This window comes from Staphylococcus edaphicus, assembly GCF_002614725.1.
Lineage (GTDB): Bacteria > Bacillota > Bacilli > Staphylococcales > Staphylococcaceae > Staphylococcus > Staphylococcus edaphicus.
Genome location: NZ_MRZN01000004.1, coordinates 132,272 through 151,867 on the forward strand (window position 1 = coordinate 132,272; position 19,596 = coordinate 151,867).

Annotated in this window: 18 protein-coding genes; 6 read left to right on the forward strand and 12 right to left on the reverse strand. The window is 33.2% G+C overall.

Annotation, left to right across the window (positions count from 1 at the left end; all coding sequences use genetic code 11):
• Positions 1-70 precede the first annotated feature (70 nt).
• Entirely contained in the window at positions 71-946 is an 876-nt protein-coding gene (locus tag BTJ66_RS04295) for a LysR family transcriptional regulator (protein WP_099089741.1), read from the forward strand.
• On the opposite strand, the gene hutG is transcribed toward BTJ66_RS04295, so the two are convergent.
• On the reverse strand, positions 936-1,865 hold the full coding sequence (hutG, locus tag BTJ66_RS04300; RefSeq protein WP_099089742.1) for a formimidoylglutamase: 930 nt from the start codon (positions 1,863-1,865) through the stop codon (positions 936-938). The two genes, BTJ66_RS04295 and hutG, sit on opposite strands and share 11 nt — an antisense overlap.
• A gap of 254 nt (positions 1,866-2,119) precedes the next feature.
• Here hutG and sdpC point away from each other — a divergent pair, with 254 nt between their 5' ends.
• Entirely contained in the window at positions 2,120-3,574 is a 1,455-nt protein-coding gene (gene sdpC / locus BTJ66_RS04305; RefSeq protein ID WP_099089743.1) for a peptidoglycan release complex CPBP-like subunit SdpC, read from the forward strand.
• Positions 3,575-3,757: 183 nt separating this feature from the next.
• On the opposite strand, the gene BTJ66_RS04310 is transcribed toward sdpC, so the two are convergent.
• Positions 3,758-4,453 carry a ribose 5-phosphate isomerase A gene (locus BTJ66_RS04310; RefSeq protein ID WP_167380375.1) on the reverse strand — a complete coding sequence of 232 codons (696 nt, stop codon included), beginning with the start codon at positions 4,451-4,453 and terminating at the stop codon, positions 3,758-3,760.
• A gap of 163 nt (positions 4,454-4,616) precedes the next feature.
• Between BTJ66_RS04310 and BTJ66_RS04315 the strand changes: the two genes are divergently transcribed.
• Positions 4,617-5,270 carry an MOSC domain-containing protein gene (locus BTJ66_RS04315; RefSeq protein ID WP_238597583.1) on the forward strand — a complete coding sequence of 218 codons (654 nt, stop codon included), beginning with the start codon at positions 4,617-4,619 and terminating at the stop codon, positions 5,268-5,270.
• Positions 5,271-5,427: 157 nt separating this feature from the next.
• Here the strand turns inward: BTJ66_RS04315 and BTJ66_RS04320 are convergent, their stop codons facing one another.
• The 3 genes from BTJ66_RS04320 to BTJ66_RS04330 all read right to left on the reverse strand — a co-directional run bounded on the left by BTJ66_RS04320 (position 5,428) and on the right by BTJ66_RS04330 (position 9,116).
• On the reverse strand, positions 5,428-6,453 hold the full coding sequence (locus tag BTJ66_RS04320) for an aldose epimerase family protein (protein WP_193433009.1): 1,026 nt from the start codon (positions 6,451-6,453) through the stop codon (positions 5,428-5,430).
• 532 nt (positions 6,454-6,985) lie between these two features.
• Complete coding sequence (locus BTJ66_RS04325) at positions 6,986-8,224, reverse strand: ABC transporter permease (protein ID WP_099089747.1); 1,239 nt, start codon at positions 8,222-8,224, stop codon at positions 6,986-6,988.
• Positions 8,217-9,116, reverse strand: a complete 900-nt coding sequence (locus tag BTJ66_RS04330) for an ABC transporter ATP-binding protein (RefSeq protein WP_099089748.1) — start codon at positions 9,114-9,116, stop codon at positions 8,217-8,219. The genes BTJ66_RS04325 and BTJ66_RS04330 overlap by 8 nt, the downstream gene beginning before the upstream one ends.
• Before the next feature lie 226 nt (positions 9,117-9,342).
• Here BTJ66_RS04330 and BTJ66_RS04335 point away from each other — a divergent pair, with 226 nt between their 5' ends.
• Complete coding sequence (locus BTJ66_RS04335; RefSeq protein WP_099089749.1) at positions 9,343-10,959, forward strand: ribulokinase; 1,617 nt, start codon at positions 9,343-9,345, stop codon at positions 10,957-10,959.
• 187 nt (positions 10,960-11,146) lie between these two features.
• Here BTJ66_RS04335 and BTJ66_RS04340 read toward each other — a convergent pair whose 3' ends face one another.
• A complete protein-coding gene (locus BTJ66_RS04340) occupies positions 11,147-11,863 on the reverse strand; it encodes a DUF805 domain-containing protein (protein WP_099089750.1) in 717 nt (238 codons plus the stop codon).
• Positions 11,864-12,065: 202 nt separating this feature from the next.
• On the opposite strand from BTJ66_RS04340, the gene BTJ66_RS04345 reads away from it, so the two are divergent.
• Complete coding sequence (locus BTJ66_RS04345) at positions 12,066-12,677, forward strand: DNA-3-methyladenine glycosylase (protein WP_099089751.1); 612 nt, start codon at positions 12,066-12,068, stop codon at positions 12,675-12,677.
• A 115-nt stretch (positions 12,678-12,792) separates the two neighbouring features.
• Here BTJ66_RS04345 and BTJ66_RS04350 read toward each other — a convergent pair whose 3' ends face one another.
• The 4 genes from BTJ66_RS04350 to BTJ66_RS04365 all read right to left on the reverse strand — a co-directional run bounded on the left by BTJ66_RS04350 (position 12,793) and on the right by BTJ66_RS04365 (position 15,893).
• A complete protein-coding gene (locus BTJ66_RS04350) occupies positions 12,793-14,118 on the reverse strand; it encodes a Na+/H+ antiporter NhaC family protein (protein ID WP_099089752.1) in 1,326 nt (441 codons plus the stop codon).
• 101 nt (positions 14,119-14,219) lie between these two features.
• Positions 14,220-15,020, reverse strand: coding sequence for a DUF4097 family beta strand repeat-containing protein (locus tag BTJ66_RS04355; RefSeq protein WP_099089753.1), 801 nt, complete (start codon positions 15,018-15,020; stop codon positions 14,220-14,222).
• A complete protein-coding gene (locus BTJ66_RS04360) occupies positions 15,017-15,577 on the reverse strand; it encodes an HAAS signaling domain-containing protein (RefSeq protein ID WP_099089754.1) in 561 nt (186 codons plus the stop codon). The genes BTJ66_RS04355 and BTJ66_RS04360 overlap by 4 nt, the downstream gene beginning before the upstream one ends.
• Positions 15,570-15,893, reverse strand: a complete 324-nt coding sequence (locus tag BTJ66_RS04365; RefSeq protein ID WP_099089755.1) for a PadR family transcriptional regulator — start codon at positions 15,891-15,893, stop codon at positions 15,570-15,572. Before BTJ66_RS04365 ends, BTJ66_RS04360 begins: the two co-directional genes overlap by 8 nt.
• Positions 15,894-16,173: 280 nt before the next feature.
• On the opposite strand from BTJ66_RS04365, the gene gltS reads away from it, so the two are divergent.
• Positions 16,174-17,382, forward strand: a complete 1,209-nt coding sequence (gltS, locus tag BTJ66_RS04370; RefSeq protein WP_099089756.1) for a sodium/glutamate symporter — start codon at positions 16,174-16,176, stop codon at positions 17,380-17,382.
• A 109-nt stretch (positions 17,383-17,491) separates the two neighbouring features.
• On the opposite strand, the gene fni is transcribed toward gltS, so the two are convergent.
• Together fni and corA are read right to left on the reverse strand one after the other, a co-directional pair.
• Entirely contained in the window at positions 17,492-18,535 is a 1,044-nt protein-coding gene (gene fni / locus BTJ66_RS04375) for a type 2 isopentenyl-diphosphate Delta-isomerase (protein WP_099089757.1), read from the reverse strand.
• A gap of 67 nt (positions 18,536-18,602) precedes the next feature.
• Complete coding sequence (corA, locus tag BTJ66_RS04380) at positions 18,603-19,550, reverse strand: magnesium/cobalt transporter CorA (protein WP_099089758.1); 948 nt, start codon at positions 19,548-19,550, stop codon at positions 18,603-18,605.
• Positions 19,551-19,596: the final 46 nt, after the last annotated feature.

Below are 19,596 nucleotides of genomic sequence, written 5' to 3' on the forward strand. Positions count from 1 at the left end.
ACTACCAATATAAATAAACTAATTATTTATAGTTTAAAGCTATAAGATAAATATTAAAGGAGTACCACACATGAAAATTATTCAGTTAGAATACTTCGTTGCCGTTGTGAAATATAATAGTTTTACAAAGGCAGCTAATTTTTTACACATTAGTCAACCTTCACTGACAACTACCATTAAGAAAATGGAAGCTGACCTCGGTTATGATCTGTTTATGCGCACCACGAAAGATATTAAAATCACTGAAAAAGGGATTCATTTTTATAATTACGCGCAACAACTTATACAAAACTACCACCAAACCATCGAAAAAATGTATGATCTTAACATGGGACATGCGCCTAAAATTAAAATATCTATATTAGAGTCCACGAACCAATGGCTTTCACAAGTGTTATCTGCACATTCCAAACAATATACAGATCAAACTTATCTTGTGTCTGAAATTCATGATCAAAGTAAAATAATCGAATTGCTCATAAACTTTGATATTCATGTCGCTTTCTCCAACGAACAAATGAATCATGTTGATATTACGTCTGTTCCATTGTATGAGGAATCCTATGTGTTACTCACACCTAAAAATGCATTTCCTCATGCACATACGACTTCTATTGCATCGTTGCCGTTAATCTTACCCACTAAAGGGTCTCAAGTGCGCAAACATCTTGATGACTATTTTAACCGAATGAATTTACATCCTAATATCATCATTGAAGCAGATCGATTTGAAGCTGCTACAAACTTTGTGCACAGAGGTTTGGGCTATGCTGTTATTCCGAGAGTTTATTATCAATCGTTTAATGCAAGAGATTTAGATGCATTAGATATACGACCTACGTTAAGTCGCTCTATATATATCAACTATTTAAAAAAAAGAAAGCACTCGTCTCGCGTGCTTTCTTTCATAGAACAATGTGTTCATTACTGGAATTTTAAAGAATAAAATGATGTAAGAAATTAGCTGATAATTTTGCCGTTCTATTATCTACGTCATATTTTGGATTTGTTTCGGCAATACTAATCGTTGATACTTTGTCATTTGGAATAATGCGTTTAGCTAATTCAAGTACAATATGCGGAGACAATCCAAGAACACCACTTGCACTAACACCTGGTGCAAAGGCGCTATCTATCACATCCATACATATTGTAAACATGATAACGTCATGATCATGTACAAAACGTTCTACCTTATCCTTAATTGGAGGAGAAATTTGGTGAAGTAATTCTTCTGAATAAACATAACCGATATTTTTTGACTCAGCATAATCAAATAACGCTTGTGTATTACCGCCTTGCTGTATTCCTAACACAAGATAATCTGCCGCTTTATCCTGCTCGAGAATTTGCCTAAAGCTTGTGCCAGATGTAGAACCCGATTCTTCTCTCGTATCAAAATGTGCATCTATATTAATCACACCAATGGATGCATCAGGATATGCCTCTCTCGTGCCTAAATACTGTGCATAGGCAATATCATGTCCGCCTCCTAGCAAGAATGTTTGTTTATGGTTTTTAATTGACTTAGCAATGTAATGTGCAAATTCTTGTTGTGTATCTTCTAATCTATTATGATCGTGTTCGACATTGCCATAATCATATACATTACACTTTCGAATTACTGGCAAATTAGCAAAGATTTTTTTAATTGCATCTGGCCCTTCTTTTGCGCCAGTACGTCCTTTATTTAATTCTACTCCTTTGTCTACCGCATAACCTAGTATACCTACACCTTGACGTGATTCACTGTAATTATCTTTAATATTACGAAAATTTATTGTTTGAAAGTGTCTAAATTGCGATTCATCCGTTTCACTATCAATTCTTCCAGTCCAAAGATCACGTTGTGCTAATTTATACATAATTCTCCTCCTTTAAATATGTACGGTCATCTAAAAGTATACGCTTACATTTTTCTCAATTCAATTTATAATTATATTTACCCACTTACTATTATTATAATTTCAAAAATTCGTAATAAATATTTCAATTTTGTGTTAGATTATCTAAAACTATTACATTTCAATGATAAATCAGGAATTTAATTTATTTCTCTACCATAAATATGTATAATTAGGTACAAATGATTTTTCTGAACCCTATTGGAGGTTACATAATGAATACAAAACGTATACCAGGTTTTCAATGGGCAATGATGATATTTATTTTCTTTATTATTGCTTATGCATTACCTATTATACTTAAAGATTTACAAGGTTCTGTCCCATTCAAAGGTTTTGTCTTTGATATGAGTACCCTAGCACCATTCATAGCGGCTTTTATTTGTATTGTCGTATTTCAACACAGAGGTATTCAACTAGCAAGTTTAAAATTTACAATTAGCTTAAAGGTGATTGAACGTGCCATTTTAGCATTAATTTTACCTCTTGTTATTTTCATTATAGCTATGGCAAGCTTTAATATCTTTTCTGATAGCTTTGTACTTTTACAATCTAAAGATTTATCTGTTTCAATCTTTTCAATTATCATAGGACAAGTTGTGATGGCCTTTTTAGTAGAATTAGGTTTCCGTTCTTACCTGCAACATATTGTCGAAACTAAAATGAACACATTCTTCGCATCTATTATAGTTGGTTTTATGTATGCAATTTGGAATGTAAACATTGCTTTTAGTTTTGATTTTGCAATATATAGCTTTTTATATTCATTTGCATTTTCTATGATTGTGGGTGAGTTAATACGTGCAACGAAAGGCCGCACGATTTACATTGCAACGCTATTCCATGCAGCCATGTCATTTGGACTTGTATTCTTGTTCAATGAAGAATTGGGCGAAATATTCGCCATGAAAGTAATTGCTCTATCAACCGTTGCGGTAGCTGTGCTTTATATTTTGATCAGCCTAATCATCCGCACAATCCTTTATTTCTTTACCAAACGGAATTTAGACGAAGTAGAGGAAAATAATTACCTTGATCATGTTAATGAAACTGATGAAGAGACAAAAGATTCACTTGATGACAACGGTACGCATCAACAAACGAACAAAACAGAAGACTCATCTGATTTTGCAAGCACTTCTGCTGCTGATTCATCGCAAACGAATGATACGCAACAATCTTTTGAAAATGACAATAGTGTACCTGATACACAAAAACAAACTGAACCACATAAGTCATTACAAGATGCTGAGCATGATCATTCAAATAAAGATAGCAGTAGCTCAAATATCATCCAAGAAAATACACCAAGCGCTTCATTAAATAAATCAGAATTGAGTTCAGATGATTCAATAAAAGATCATGCTAGCCATTCAAATACAAGTGCTAATAGTGCGGTAGAAGCATCTACCGAAAAAGCACATCCTGAATCATCTCAAGATGAATTAAAAACAAACGCACGCTATGCATCTAATCGAAAGTCATCCGTCGTATCTGATGCGAGTACAATGACCGATAATGACAACGATGATGCATCAACTCATCCAAATTCACAACATCATCCTAGTGATCAGCAAGATAATGAAGTTGAGGATACAGAGACTTCAACTCAAACTGAACATGAACGTTCTCCATTCGATTTGAAAAGTAAACGTGGACATCGTCGTTAAAGATATGTGCTGTGAAAATATTTAACTGACTTGTAAATTTTTATAAACCAACGCTTCGCTATCTTTTAACCTTACATAGCTGTAGTGTTGGTTTTTAATTTAATAACTTAAACACCCATAACATTACAATTTTAAAAATAGAAAAAGACATAGCGCTCAAATGTATAAACGCTATGTCTTTTTCTATTTTGAGTATTTATTTTTTATTTTCACTCCAGTAGGTGTCCCTATAATTGCTTGATCAGTTACATTTAAAAAATAGCCTGTTTCTAATACACCTATAAGGTGAATTAGAAATTCATGCATATCGAAAGGCTGAATACCTTCATTTAATTCAACATCTAAGATATAATTGCCATTATCAGTGATAAATGGTACGTCGTCGACCATTCTGCGCGTTACTTTTAAGTCATTGTATGCTTTTATACATTTCTCTACAAGTAGCCAATTAAATTTATCTACTTCTACAGGTAACCTAAATGTTTGTCCAAGATAATCTACACACTTACTATCATCGGCTAGCACTACAAATCTATCGGCCATAGCGTCTATCACTTTTTCTCTGAATAACGCACCGCCACCACCTTTGATCAAGTTCAAGTCATGGTCTATTTCATCCGCACCATCAATCGCAATGTCGATATGATCTACATCATTGACTTCAATAACTTGAATGCCAAATTCTTTAGCTATCAACGCGGTCTTGTTTGAGGTACATACACCAATAATATGTATTTGTTCTTGTTCCAGCTTCTCTGCAATTTTTGGGACAAGCAATTCAATCGTTGTTCCAGAGCCAATACCAACAATCATACCATCTTTAATTTGGTCTAATGCATCATTAAATGTGCTCATTTTCAGCTGTTTCTTATCCATCATGCTTCCCCTTTTTATACTGTACTTTTATCTATATTGTACATGAGATTCATTAAAATACATAGGCAGAAAACTAATTTTCAAAATGAATTCAAATATTCACTTGCATAATGAGCCGATTGTTTTAAAATAATAATCAATCAACTGTTGGAGGTGCCAAATTATGATATATGAGTTAGACGCTATATCTACTGGTAAAATACAAGATTTACCATATAGTTCCAAAAAGCCGATGCGGTCTGCGTTAAACAAAGAAAAAATTTCCGGGAAAATGTGGTTAACCTATACAGGATTCGCTGAAGATGAACAGGAATACAAAGGACATGGCGGTTTAAATAAAGCAGTTTGTCTATACAGTAAGAAAAATTATTTACTTTGGGAACAAGATCTCCCCAATTTACCAAATTATGCAATGTTTGGTGAAAACTTAACCGCGACAGATTTAGACGAACAAAATGTACACTTTGGTGATCAATTTCAACTTGGTGAAGCCATTTTAGAAGTTTCAGAAATCAGAGAACCTTGTTGGAAAATTCAAGAAAAATACAAAATACCTGATTTAATCAAAAGAATGTCGACATCTTGTAGAACTGGATTCTATTTCCGCGTGTTAAAGGAAGGCTATGTACATGACAATGACCACTTAACATTAATCAAATCAGCTGATAAAGCCTCCATACTTTCAGTTTATGACCTTAATGATATCTATTACAATGATAATAAAAACATTGAACGTTTACATTACGCTTTAAACAACCCTTATTTAACAAAAGATAGAATTGCCAAGTTTGAACGTTTTTTAAAACGTGCGCAAAAATAATATATAAAGCATTAAGCCTATTATTTTTGAATAACTTAAACACAAAGGGCAGATATCAAACATCAACTTTAAGCATTTGATGTTTGATATCTGCCCTATTATGTTGTCTATATTAAATGACCACCTTGCTCCTTAAATAGCATTTAAAATAGGCTTACTATAAAGAAGCCACTTGTTTTTCAGAAATTTTATATGATGTTTTAGAGTAAAAAGGTTTGTTAGCTTCTAAAATGGAGGGAGCTTGGTCACCCAATAAGTTAATATCATTTGGAATAGATTGTGTTTCTAACGTAAAGCCAGAGTGTGCTTTATAAATATTAAAGTCACTATCCCAACCAGTAGTATCATTAAATGTAAAAATAACAATATTTGGCATATCCGTATTCACTTTTAAGATGAAATGTTTATTTTCAACAGTCATTTCATTACCACCAATATCAAATGGATGGTCTATGCCGCCGAAGCGTTGCATTTGCTCTTTTACAATTGGATACTCACTGTCAAAGATATCTTTAAATTGAATATTTTGGTCATGAAATGTATCAACTAAATCCAATGGTTCCATATTTTTCACGATATTATCGTCGTCTAATAAATACATATCTAATTTAGAACTTGAAATAATGTGATTATCAATCACATTATTATCTCTATTCAAATTAAAATAGACATGATTCATAGGATTAAATAGTGTCTTCTCAGTTGATGTCGCTTTATATTCAATTGTCCACTTATGATCTACATCATAAGTATGTATCACTTCTAAATCTATATCACCTGGAAAATGATCATCTGAACTTTTAATAATAGTAGTAAATATGACCTTAACTTGGCCGACTTGTTCTTCAATTTTATAATCAAAGAAACGTTTATCTATGCCTTTAGGGCCACCATGAATATTATGTGCACCGTTATTGGCATCTAAATGATATGTTTTGCCATCTAACTCAAATGTTGCATTTGCAATTCTTCCACCATAACGTCCAACCGTTGCACCAAAATTATAAGGATTCGCTTCATAAAATTCATCTGCTTCAACGACATTACCTAACACAATATTGTTATCATCATATTTCCATGACACTATTCGCGCACCATAGTTTGTAAAGACAATTTTTGTTTCTTCATTATCAATTTTTATCAAATCAATACCATTATTTTGACTTTCAACTTTTGCAAACATCATTAATTACTCCCTTTCAAACCCACAATTTAAAATTAAGTTTTCTCATGAATAAAGTTTAATCATAAATGTAGCCTTCGAAATACATTACTCAAGGGGTATTGAGCAAGTATTGAGGCATCATTCAATATCCTTTAATTTACTAATACGAGATAATCTTCATTCTATCGCTCAAAACCACTAAACTATCTCACGCAAGTGAAATACCACATATAATATACATACAAGATTTTATGCTTCCCTCATGCATAAAAACATTTGTATTAAATAAAAAGTAATTATGTAATATTTGAATGTAGTCACCCAATTTGCATTTCTTAATATTACTTTCTTATATTGTAACAATTTATTCAAATATTTATCTATACTAATCGTAAATTCTATCAAACTATATTAAAAAATGTTATATATTTTTCCATTTTCATCCTAATTTCTGACAAATCATCCCCTATCCAACGCACAAATCACTTGTATAAAGCAACATATTAAAAAACTGCCAACCACTTCGTTGACAGTTAACAATTTAAATAAATTAACTTATTTTGAAAATACGTTTCATTGCGTTCATAAAACCTTTATCGAAGCTTAAAATCGTATTTTTATAACTTCTTACTGCAATCCATAAGAGAATGCAAATAGTTATAATTGATAAAATAATGCTCACAGCAATTTCCCAAATAGCAACATCAGGTGATGAAACACGTACAAACATCACAAACGGTGATAATAACGGGATAAAACTAGTGATCTTTGTAAGTTGTGTGTCAGGATTCGTGACACTAAATAACGAGATATAGAACGCAATCATGCTAAATAAAGTCATTGGCATTAGAGCTTGATTTATATCTTCAATACGTGCAGTAATAGACCCTAAAATTGCTGCCAATATCACATATGAAAGGATACCAATGATCAGTGAAATAATACCCACGATCGATATTTGCATCGTTAATTCATTTGGCTCAATTTTAAATCCTTTCAACATGTCACTGATGTCGAATGCAAAGAAGCATATGAAACCTACACCAATAAAAATAACGATTTGCGTAATTGCTACAGCAATCACACCAGAAATCTTAGCTAAGATATGTGTGACTGGTGATACACTTGTAATAATCATTTCAATCACTCTGGATGTTTTTTCTGTAGCAATCTCCATAGCTACTTGACTGGCATAATTAAATACTATAAAGAAAATTAACATCAGTCCTGCATAAACCATTATAGTATTAAATCCTTTTTGTGCTTCGCTTAAGTTTGAATCATTCGCATTATCTGCGATTACTTCTGAAGTTACTTCACTTTGAGATTGTAATTGCTTCAGTTCATTTTGTGACAAATTCAAATTTGCCGCTACAAGTTGCGTTTGAATCGTAGATAAAGCGGCCTTTAATTTTTGCTTTTGTTGTGCTGAAGTCGTATCTTTACTTAAAATTTTTCCCGAAAGTTTATTACCATCCGTCATTTTAATAAGATATGCTTTATCTAGTTTTTCTTTTTTTACTTGTGCTTTCGCTTGCTTCTCAGAAACCCTTTTAAACTTAGCACCCTCATCCAGTTGATTGCCCTGTTTTTTTAGAACATTATAGATTTCCTTATCAGAGGTAACTACACCTACTTTATCTGGGCCATCATCAAAGAAATCAATAATTTTGTTTATATTAGATGCTGCAAGCATTAAGACGATAACAATACCAGTAAAAATCATAAATGATTTTGTTTTAACTTTGCTCTTATATGTTAACGAGAAGGTTGCTAAAAATTTATCCATTTAAGTCACCTACTTTATCTATAAATATTTCATTGAGTGATGGTTCCACTACTTGAAAGCGTTTAACGAAACCATATTGTGTCACAATGTCGTAAATTTTTTCTGCAACAACTTCTGTCTCAATCTTTGCTTTAATCTCTCTCTTACTTCTATCTACTTCTAATACACCGGCTATTTTATCAATTTCAGGCATTTCATGATGTGTTTCAATCACCACGCTCTTATTTCCGTGATTAGATTTCACTTCATCTATAGGTCCTGACACTACAAGTTCTCCTCTATTTAAAATACAAACATTGTCACATAACTCCTCAACGTGTTCCATTCTATGTGAACTATATATAATCGTTGTGCCTGCATCGTTTAAATCTTGTACTGCAGACTTTAATAATTCGACATTCACAGGATCTAAACCACTAAAAGGTTCATCAAGAATAAGTAACTCAGGATTATGTAACATACTTGCCAGCAATTGTATTTTCTGTTGGTTACCTTTAGAAAGTGCCTCTATTTTCTTTTCTCTATTTTCTTTAATATTAAATCGATTCAACCAATAGTCTATGGCATTTGTAATGTCTTTGGATTTCATTCCTTTTAATGTTGCTAAATACCGTAATTCATCTTCTACTTTCATCTTTGGATGCAAGCCACGTTCTTCTGGCAGATAACCAATACGATTGTATAGAGAACGATCTATCACTTTATTATTGTAGGTGATGTGCCCCTTTGTAATTGGTGTCAATCCTAGAATCATTCTAAAAGTTGTCGTTTTACCTGCACCGTTTCTCCCTAAAAATCCTAACATTTTCCCTTTTTCTAAAGATAGTGACATATCATTCACTGCTGTAAAATCTTTATATTTTTTGGTTACATGGTCAATAATTAATGACATTTTATTTCCACACCCTCTTATATATTGTCTAACTTGATCATACCATTTGTACTACAAAATATGAATTTCTAATCTATATATACGTATATGTAAAATTGATATGATAATAATCATCTTATCACTATCATAATGAGCTTAACTTTACATTATAAAATGTAAGCACTATCATAGGTTAAATAAAGTCGTTTGACTTATGTTTACAAAACAATTAGGAGGCAATGCAACTATGACTTATAGTATCGGCATCGACTATGGTACCGCTTCTGGTCGTGTATTTTTAGTGGATACAACGAATGGTGAAATTATTTCTACATATATAAAAACATATCCACATGGTACCATTTCAGGGTCATTAAACGGAACTGAGTTACCACACAATTATTTTTTACAACATGCAGAAGATTACACTTCTATTTTAGAAGAAGGCGTTAAATATGTTTTGTCAGAAAGCCAGGTCAATCCTGCTTCAGTAATTGGTATCGGTATAGACTTCACAAGTTGTACAATCGTTTTTTTAGATAAAGATTTCAAACCATTACATTTAGATCCAGATTTAGAAGATAACCCACACGCCTATGTGAAATTGTGGAAGCATCATGGTGCGCAAGATGAAGCAACATATATGAAACAAGTGAGTGACAAATTAAATCCTTCTTGGTTAGATTTCTACGGACACAGTGTGAACAGCGAATGGATGATTCCTAAAATATTAGAAGTTAAAAATAAGTCCCCTGAAATATTAGAGCGCAGTGCTTATATCATGGAAGCAGGCGATTATTTAGTAAGTTTATTAACTAATAAAAATATTCGTTCTAATTGTGGTATTGGTTTTAAAGGCTTTTACAACGAAACAGATGGATTTAATTATTCATTTTTTGAAGCTATAGACCAAGAATTACCAGATATTGTTAAATCCAAATGTGAAGCACCTGTTGTAAATATAGGTGAAAGTGCAGGTAGTTTAAGCCCTTATTATCAAGATTTATGGGGCCTAACAAAACAAGTACAAATTTCTCCATACATCATCGATGCACACTCAGGCGTACTAGGCGTTGGTGCAATTGAACAAGGTGAATTCACGCCTGTTATTGGTACAAGTACATGTCATCTTATGCTCGACCCTAAACAAGAACCAATACCTGCCATTACTGGTTCAGTTAAAGATGCAATTATTCCAGGTCTATACGCTTATGAAGCAGGACAAGCTGCTGTCGGCGATTTATTTAATTATTCTGCAAGTCTCGCCCCTAAATCATACGTCGACAAGGCAGCACAATTAGGTATCTCTATTCTTGAATATTTAGAAAAGCTAGCTGCTGATATACCAATAAAGAAACAGCACGTTACTGTGCTTGATTGGCATAATGGCAATCGTAGTATTTTAAGTGATAGCAACCTAACCGGTAGTATTTTCGGGTTAACACTACAAACTCCGTTTGAAATGATTCACAAAGCTTATTTAGAATCCACTGCATTTGGAACAAAAATGATTATGCAACAGTTTGAAAATAATCATATTCCTGTACAAACAGTTTATGCAGCTGGTGGTATTCCGATAAAAAGTGAACTCTTAGTTGATATCTATGCCAATGTGCTGAATAAAGAAGTAGTGGTCATTGACTCAAGTAATGCCACAGCACTTGGTGCAGCTATGCTAGGAGCTAATGTAGGTGGCGCATATCCTACATTAAAAGAAACAGTAAAACATATGAAACAGCCCGTTTATTATCGCAAACAGCCAGATGATTTAAAGGTAAAACAATATCAACACTTATTTGAGCGCTACAAAGCATTACACGATTTACTAGGTAAAGATTATCCTCATTTATCCTACATTCATTAAAACAAAACGGGAGAGGGGCAGAAATTGAATTACTTAATAAAGTTTTCGTTGAGCAACAGTAAGAATGATTAGGTGTGAAAAACTTAGTTTAAGTGCAATTTCTCCCAGTCAATATCCAATCCAAATGTAAAAAGAGTCTAGGGCTTCTATTTATGCCCCAGACTCTTTTTATGCTTATCTATATCCATTATGACTTGAGATTGTCATTATTTGGCGCTTTTTTATCATCAACACTACGATGATGCGCTTCATCGTTATGATTTTCATTATTATTTGTCTGTATTACATTTTCACTTGTTTCTTCATGCTTTGAAGCATCATTATAACTAGTTGAGTTCAATCTATTATCTGATGTTTGAATATGATTGCCATATTTATGACTAGAACCATATTTATTTGTTTTTCTTTCACTATCAAGACAGCATATAACAATCATATAAATGTTTATTGCCAAATAAGCAAGGTAAATAATAACAACAAGTACTATGTTAATTGGATTCGTATAATCGGGATCTCGAACGCTTATTGCGATTAGAATCGGATAGCTTACGACGATAACACCTAGATTAATTAATGGAATAAGCATCGTTCTCCCCGTATCATGAAACCTTCTAATCAAAATTGCCCAGTTTGGTACAATTGTCGCCAATCCATAAATGATTGAATATATCCATCCTAAGAACATAACAATAATGCCTGTGCCCATAGCGGCGTCTGAATAAGATGCTGCACCCGTGCCCAACGTAATCAATCCTGCTACAGCTAGAATTAATGATGGCAGCAAAAATATAAGGTGCCATAGTGCCATATACCAATATTCTCTACGGCGTGACCGTCCTTTAAAATTAACATAGTTTTTCCAAAATAATTTCAGTGCCTGACCAAATCCAATGCTTCGTTCCATTATTTCCCCTCATTTCATAATAATTTTGTTTTCAATTAGGTTTATCTTATACTATGCTTTGTGTGATAGTATCTAAAATCCTTACTAATCTTATAATAAATAGTGTAACAAATAATCTTATGACTAGTAACACAATTTTACAAATATTTTAAAAACAATTAAAAAAATTTAATTAAATATCATTAAAAGTGGAGGACAGTTAATGGATTTTTTACAACATGATACCATAACCATTGCTAAAGACCTACTCGGTGTTCGTGTGATTTATCAAGATGAACAACAAACACTGACTGGTTATATTGTAGAAACAGAAGCATATCTAGGTAGAAAAGACCGTGCGGCCCACGGTTACAATGGTAAAAGAACACCTAAAGTGACATCATTATATAAGAACGGTGGTACAATTTATGCACATGTGATGCATACGCATCTTCTTATTAATTTCGTAACACAAGTCGAAGGACAACCTGAAGGCGTACTTATTAGAGCTGTAGAGCCTGATGAAGGCATTGAGTTAATGTCTTATTATCGCGGTAAAACGGGTTTCGAACTTACTAATGGCCCAGGAAAATGGACAAAAGCCTTTAATATACCTAGACATTTAGATGGTTCCAAATTAAATGAAGGCCGCCTAAAAATTGATACCAAAAACCGTAAATATCCTGAGAAAATCGAGGAAAGCGCTCGTATTGGCATTCCTAATAAAGGGGAATGGACCCACAAAAGATTAAGATTTACTGTAAGCGGTAATCCTTATGTTTCACGCATGAAAAAATCAGATATGCGTCAGCCATCATCCACCTGGCGCGCATAAAAAAAGAAGGGTAATTTAACATCAGTTTATTAACTTGATATCAAATTACCCTTCTTTTTATATTTTGTTATTTATAAAATGAATAACATTCAAATGATATAAGGATACCGTTATATTAGTCTTGTTTTTTAACTCGGTCTAAAAGACCAAACTGAATCGTCATTATTGTACAAATCACAAAAATCACGGGATAAAATGAATATTTTAACACTTCTAAGTACGATACATCTCCGTATTGTTCTACCATCAGCATGCCAGAATCATGTGGTAATACCATTAATGCACAACAAGCAAAAATATCTAGTAAGCTTGCCATGCGTTTCGGTGGTACTTTATACTCGTCACCAATCTCTTTAGCTATTGGCGCAGAAATGATAATTGCTAATGTATTATGAGATAAAGCAGCTGAAAGAACACCAGACATTAAGCTGATAACATACTCAGCACTTTTGCGTCCTTTGGCTTTCGCCTTCATCGCTTTAATAATCCAATCTATGCCACCATAATAACGAATTAATGCTACAAGTCCAGATACCAAGAAGGCCACAAGGAATATGGTGAACATACTCTCCATACCGTCACCAATCGCTTTAGTAAATTGGAATACGCCCAATTGACCTTGCACCATACCAAGTATTCCAGCCATAATAATGCCAATAATTAACACAAGAATAACATCAAGTCCTGCAATAGCAGCTATCAACACAAAAATATACGGTAAAATATTAATAAAGTTAAAATTCAAGTCCCCTTCTACCTTACCAGTACCACCTACAATAGCATAAAAAACTGCTGTAATGATTGCTGCTGGCAAGGCAATTAAGACGTTCATCTTAAACTTATCCCTCATTTTAGCCCCTACGCCATTCGTTGCCGCAATGGTAGTATCGGATATAATAGATAAGTTGTCGCCGAAATATGCCCCTGCAATGACTGCTGCACCTGCTGCCGCAACACTTAAATCTGCAGCTTGTGCCACTGCAACACCTACTGGTATAAATGCTGCCTGTGCGCCTGTTGACGTACCTAAAGTTAATGCAGCAAATCCACTCATAATGAATATACCAGGAATAAGTAAACTCGGTGGAATGACAGACAGCCCCATATTAACCATAGCTGTTTTTCCACCCATTTCAGAGGTCACAGTTGAAAATGCACCAGCAAGTAGTAATATTAATCCTAAATTTACTATGCCTGAGTTACCTGCGTGTTCAGTAAAAATTTGCACTTTTTTTGTGAATGCTGTTTTTCTATCATAGCAAGTCCACGCAATCACAATTCCAATTAAAATAGCAACATGACGTGGTAACTGATCAAATGCATCTTCTTTGCCCATAATTGTAAAAGTAATACCTACGCCAATATACAGTGCCAAGAATATTAATAATGGCAATAATGCTAATGCACCATATTGTTTTTCACTTCGTAACGATTGTTCCATAAATTGACTCCTTATAGCCTAGGATTTTTATATGATATATATAGTAAATCAAAAAAGAGATAATGTCATTGAATTGACACTATCTCTTGAAAATAGAGACACTATTTAATTGTTGCATCTCCCGTATCCGTTTTAATAGCTATACGATACATACCATTGCCAATCTCTTTATTTTTTAATCGTCGATCCTCTATATTTAAATTCCCTGTATCACTGCTAAAGTCAATTTGACTATCTTTAGGTTTCTCTTTGCCATATATCAATTGCACATCACCTGTATCCGTACTGATCTGAATTGGTTTATCTGCTGGTGTACCTCTTAACAAGACATTTCCTGTATCTGTTTTAAAATCTCCACGTTGAAATTGCGTGTGTGCTATATTTATATCTGACGTATCTCCAGAAGCCACAAGTTGTTTGAATGTTGCATGTTTGATTGTTAAATCACCTGCATCTGTATCCAGTTTTGTCTTTTCTGCAGCAATATCAACCAAATCTGTACTGCCATTATCTGATTTAATTTTTAAACTGCTTAATTTTTGTGGAAGGGTAATAACAATATCGTTATACCTCATGTCTAAAAATGAAATATCAATATTTGACTTGTCTTTGTGATCATTCACGACTAATGTGCCATCTTTTATTTTGGCATTCATTTTAATTCTTTTACTTGATCCTTTAGATACTACTTTGAATGATTTGCCTTTTTTTATTTTCACATTACTATGGTTTAAATCTAAATCTAACTTTTTAATATTTTGCTTATTATAAGTTTCATCAAAGTTCGTCGTTATTTGATTTGCTTTTTTATTTTCTATCTTAAATTGTTGAATGGCTCCGACTGCACATACTGTCGTGATGATTACGCCAACGATAAATATCAATATCAATGGTTTTTTCATTTAGTAGCACTTCCTTTCATTACATGAATATTCCATTTTAAATATTTCACACATAATAAATAAAAGCCCTTAGTAATGAGATAAGTCATAACAAAAAGTATGAGACCGAAGCCAAACATTGTTCCTGTCACGAAAATATCTAATAATAATACTGATTGAAACCCTTCTACAGCGCCTTTAATTATTATACCGATAGGTGAAAGTATGAGCGATAGTGTAGTAACTATCATTGAAATAACTATGCTTAAAAGAATGATAAAAGGAATCAATATGACAAAGAAATTTAATAAACTCAAGCCCATCACAGCCAATACTGCGTGACCGACATCACCAAATTTATTGCTCATTTCTGCTTTTTCTATTGCAGCAGTGGCATTTAATTCTTTTGCCAATTGTCTTGGATTTCCAAGTTCATCAGCGATTTGCTCTTCTGTCTTACCTTCTTCTAATCCACTATAAAAATGTGTGTCATATTCATTGATTATATCTTGACGTTCTGTATCATCTAAATGCTTCAAATGTTTATTTAGTTGCTTAAGATATTCTGTTCTACGCATCAGATTCACTCTCCCTTATAAATTGATTAACAGCACCTGAAAATGCTTGCCATTCCGTCAATAGTAAATTTAGTCGTTGTTCTCCTTGTTCTGTAATTCGGTAGTATTTTCTTGATGGCCCTTCAGTAGACGGTTGATAATATGTCGTTAACTCTCCACTTTTCACTAATCTTCTAAGCAACGGATATACGGTTCCCTCAGCAATTGTCATGTGCCTTGAAACATTTTGTACCAGTGAATAGCCATACTGATCTTCTCTCTTAATTATTAATAAGACAATAAGTTCTAGTGCACCCTTTTTAAATTGACTGTTCATTGAAGTCCTCCCTATAGCAAAATCAGTACTATACATAGTACAGTAGTATGCCCACAAAATATACCACACACTACTGTACATTGCAAGGTACTGAATAGTAAATTGTGCTTTTTCACTCATTTGCTATTATTATTAACTATCTAATACTTCATTGTAGTTGAAACTATCATTCTGCTTTCTAAAAATGTATAATGAAAAATACGGGGTTTTGTAAGCGCTTACTAAAAGCGGTATTCATACCATATATGATGCCTGTTTAATGTATTAAGGAGGACTAAAAATGCTAGAGCTAGATGCAATTACCACTTTAGCACTCGCAAGTATTTTATACCTACTTGGTGTATACATAGTCAATCATGTTCATATATTGAAAAAATTGTGTATCCCAGCACCTGTCATCGGGGGCTTATTATTTGCCATCGTTGTCGCAATTTTGCAGTCAGCTAACTTATTAACAATAAAATTAGATTCAGAATTCATTCAAAATTTCTTTATGTTAGCCTTTTTCACAACTATTGGTTTAGGTGCTTCACTTAAATTGCTTAAATTAGGTGGTAAAGTACTTATATTTTATTTTGTATTCTGTGGCATATTAGCAGTTTGTCAAAATTTAATAGGTGTATCTTTAGCAAAAATACTCAATATTCCGCCATTACTCGGATTAACAGCAGGCTCAATGTCAATGGAAGGGGGCCATGGTAATGCTGCGGCATATGGTCAAACAATACAACAGGCAGGGATTGATTCTGCATTAACTGCAGCATTAGCAGCAGCGACACTCGGTCTTGTCGCAGGTGGATTAATCGGTGGCCCAGTAGTAAAATTTTTAATTAATAAATACAACTTAAAATCTGAATATGCAGAATCGCATACAAAGGATTATGGTGAGAATAAAAGCAATGAACATCTACATAAACGCATGGCACCCACAACAGTTTTTTTATTACAGTTTTCAATTGTTGCTATTTGTATGGCTATCGGATCATATTTAGGAAACACATTTACAGCGTTAACTGGTATCAATATTCCAATTTATGTTGGTGCAATGTTTATTGCTGTGATTATTAGAAACATTTCAGAATATAATAACTTGAATATAATTGATATGAAAATCATCGATAGTATAAGTGACATATCGCTTAGCTTGTTTTTATCCATAGCATTAATGAGCATTCAGCTTACCGAAATATATCAATTAGCAATACCTTTAATTATCATCGTCTTTGTTCAAGTTATATTTATCGTCTTGTTTTCGATTTTTGTGTTATTCCACGGTTTAGGAAGAAACTATGACGCTGCAGTTATGGTTGGTGGTTTTATTGGCCATGGTTTAGGAGCAACGCCAAATGCGATGGCCAACTTAGATGTTATCACAAAAAAATATGGCGCATCACCAAAGGCGTACCTCGTAGTACCTATCGTTGGAGCTTTCTTAATTGATTTACTTGGTGTACCAATTGTGACGACATTTATAAATGTCTTTAGCTAAACTACAGAACATTTGAACAAAGAAAAGCAACACCTATAGTCCATACATAGGCGTTGCTTTTTTCTCGTATATTTCTTTAAGGTTTTACAAAATCCATTTTCATTTCAAATTATCTAATATCCAAGCCTCTTTGTTCAATCCAAGATTGTAACTTAGGACTATATATCATTTGTGCTTGTGTTAAATCTTTAATTGTTTTGGCATCAAGCATCGTCATAATTTTCTTCATATGATCAGTGAATTGTTCTGTATAATTAAGCGTTTCAGTAATGCCATAATTTTCAACTTGATTTAAAAAAGGGCGGGACATCCCTACAGCACTTGCGCCTAGTGCTAAACATTTCACTGCGTCTAAAGGCGTTCTAACACCACCACTTGCTAAGATATCCATATCTTGTTGGTACGATGTACTCTCTAACAATGATTCTACAGTCGTTTGTCCCCACATACCTAAATAATCCATATCTTTATATGTGCGTCTTTCATTCTCAATATCAACGAAATTTGTGCCACCTCTACCACTGACATCGACATATTTCACGCCTATTTCATTGAGCGCTTTAATCGTTTCCTTGCTCATGCCAAACCCAACTTCTTTTACAATAACAGGTACATCGACACGCGTGACAATTTGAGCCAAATTGTCCATCCAAGTAGAGAATGTTCTATTACCTTCAGGCATAACAAGTTCTTGTGGCGCGTTCACATGAACTTGAAGTGCTTGTGCATCAAGTAATTTTACTGACTCCACTGCTTTCTCTACTGGCACATCTGCCCCGACATTACTGAAAATAATCCCCTCAGGGTTCGTTTCTCTAACAACGCTGAAAGATGAAGCCATTTTACTGTTTCTTAATGCTGCATGTGTAGAACCTACAGCCATTGCTATACCTGTTTCACGTGCTATGACAGCCAATTTCTCATTTATTTGCTTAGTCCATTCACTACCGCCTGTCATGGCATTGATATACAAGGGTTGATCTAATGTAAAGTCTTTTAAATGACTCGTTAAATCTATATCATCTACATCTATATTAGGTATGGAATGATGTACAAATCGTATTTCGTCAAAATCCGAAATCGTGGCATCCTTTTGTGCCATAGCAATTTCTACATGTTCATTTTTTCTTTGTTCTCTTTTATTATCGCTCATCTTCTACTCCTACTTTCAATCAATTTATAATGTGTCGGCTATATCAAACAGCATTGCTAATTCCGTATTAAAACCATTTTTCTTTTTTAAAATAATAAATACATCCTAGACTAATCGCCAACATGATGCCTAAAACAATATAATATCCATAATGCCACCTAAGTTCAGGCATATTTATAAAATTCATACCATATATGCCTGTAATTAACGTTAATGGTAAAAAAATTACAGATACTAATGTAAGAACTTGCATAATGCTATTCATTTTAAAAGACGTATAAGAAGAATAGTTATCTCTTATCTCATTCGTCATTTCTTGTGCAGTTTTTAAAATATTTTGTTGTTTGATTATATGGTCTTCTATATGTTGAATATACATATGATTTTTATTATCTACAAGCAATAGCTTACTTTCTTGGATATTATCGATTAATTCATTCATCGGATAAATGATACGTTTCATTTTTATTATATTACTTCGAATTTTAAATACATCTTCCATGATATGTTGAATTGATTGGCCACTTATATTTTGATCCTCAAATGAAAAAACTTTATCTTCTATATCATAAATATGCTTAAAATAGTTATCTACCATTTTATCTAAAATATAAAGAACTACATCAGATGTATCTAATTCTTTATTAAACTGATTCACAATCATTTGTTCTACATCCTCTAATATCGCAAAAGGTCTGTGATGATATGTAATCAATATATTATCTTTTATATATAAATTTAATGCCTTATCACTACTATATTGAGCATTAAGACCATGAAAAACTAGATATTGATAGGTTTCGTACGCTTTATATTTTGCTCTCGGTGTACCATTAATCGTATCTTCAATTTCAAGTTTATTAAAGTTAAAATGCGCTTGTAAAATATCATTTTCAGCTTCGGTTGGCTCGTTAAAATCATACCAAATCACTGTAGCCTCTTTTGGTATCTCTTTATAATGTGCCACCTGCACTAACGATTGTTCAGAAGTTTGATATTTAATTGTTATACTCATTATTTCCCTCCTGAATTCATTTTCTTTATTTTACCATGAAAATAGC

Excerpts from the sequence above, each read along its gene's own strand:
- BTJ66_RS04295 (WP_099089741.1), top strand. The coding sequence starts at position 71 with ATGAAAATTATTCAGTTAGAATACTTCGTTGCCGTTGTGAAATATAAT.
- hutG (WP_099089742.1), bottom strand. The coding sequence starts at position 1,865 with ATGTATAAATTAGCACAACGTGATCTTTGGACTGGAAGAATTGATAGT.
- sdpC (WP_099089743.1), top strand. The coding sequence starts at position 2,120 with ATGAATACAAAACGTATACCAGGTTTTCAATGGGCAATGATGATATTT.
- BTJ66_RS04310 (WP_167380375.1), bottom strand. The coding sequence starts at position 4,453 with ATGATGGATAAGAAACAGCTGAAAATGAGCACATTTAATGATGCATTA.
- BTJ66_RS04320 (WP_193433009.1), bottom strand. The coding sequence starts at position 6,453 with ATGTTTGCAAAAGTTGAAAGTCAAAATAATGGTATTGATTTGATAAAA.
- BTJ66_RS04325 (WP_099089747.1), bottom strand. The coding sequence starts at position 8,224 with ATGGATAAATTTTTAGCAACCTTCTCGTTAACATATAAGAGCAAAGTT.
- BTJ66_RS04330 (WP_099089748.1), bottom strand. The coding sequence starts at position 9,116 with ATGTCATTAATTATTGACCATGTAACCAAAAAATATAAAGATTTTACA.
- BTJ66_RS04335 (WP_099089749.1), top strand. The coding sequence starts at position 9,343 with ATGACTTATAGTATCGGCATCGACTATGGTACCGCTTCTGGTCGTGTA.
- BTJ66_RS04340 (WP_099089750.1), bottom strand. The coding sequence starts at position 11,863 with ATGGAACGAAGCATTGGATTTGGTCAGGCACTGAAATTATTTTGGAAA.
- BTJ66_RS04345 (WP_099089751.1), top strand. The coding sequence starts at position 12,066 with ATGGATTTTTTACAACATGATACCATAACCATTGCTAAAGACCTACTC.
- BTJ66_RS04350 (WP_099089752.1), bottom strand. The coding sequence starts at position 14,118 with ATGGAACAATCGTTACGAAGTGAAAAACAATATGGTGCATTAGCATTA.
- BTJ66_RS04355 (WP_099089753.1), bottom strand. The coding sequence starts at position 15,020 with ATGAAAAAACCATTGATATTGATATTTATCGTTGGCGTAATCATCACG.
- BTJ66_RS04360 (WP_099089754.1), bottom strand. The coding sequence starts at position 15,577 with ATGCGTAGAACAGAATATCTTAAGCAACTAAATAAACATTTGAAGCAT.
- BTJ66_RS04365 (WP_099089755.1), bottom strand. The coding sequence starts at position 15,893 with ATGAACAGTCAATTTAAAAAGGGTGCACTAGAACTTATTGTCTTATTA.
- gltS (WP_099089756.1), top strand. The coding sequence starts at position 16,174 with ATGCTAGAGCTAGATGCAATTACCACTTTAGCACTCGCAAGTATTTTA.
- fni (WP_099089757.1), bottom strand. The coding sequence starts at position 18,535 with ATGAGCGATAATAAAAGAGAACAAAGAAAAAATGAACATGTAGAAATT.
- corA (WP_099089758.1), bottom strand. The coding sequence starts at position 19,550 with ATGAGTATAACAATTAAATATCAAACTTCTGAACAATCGTTAGTGCAG.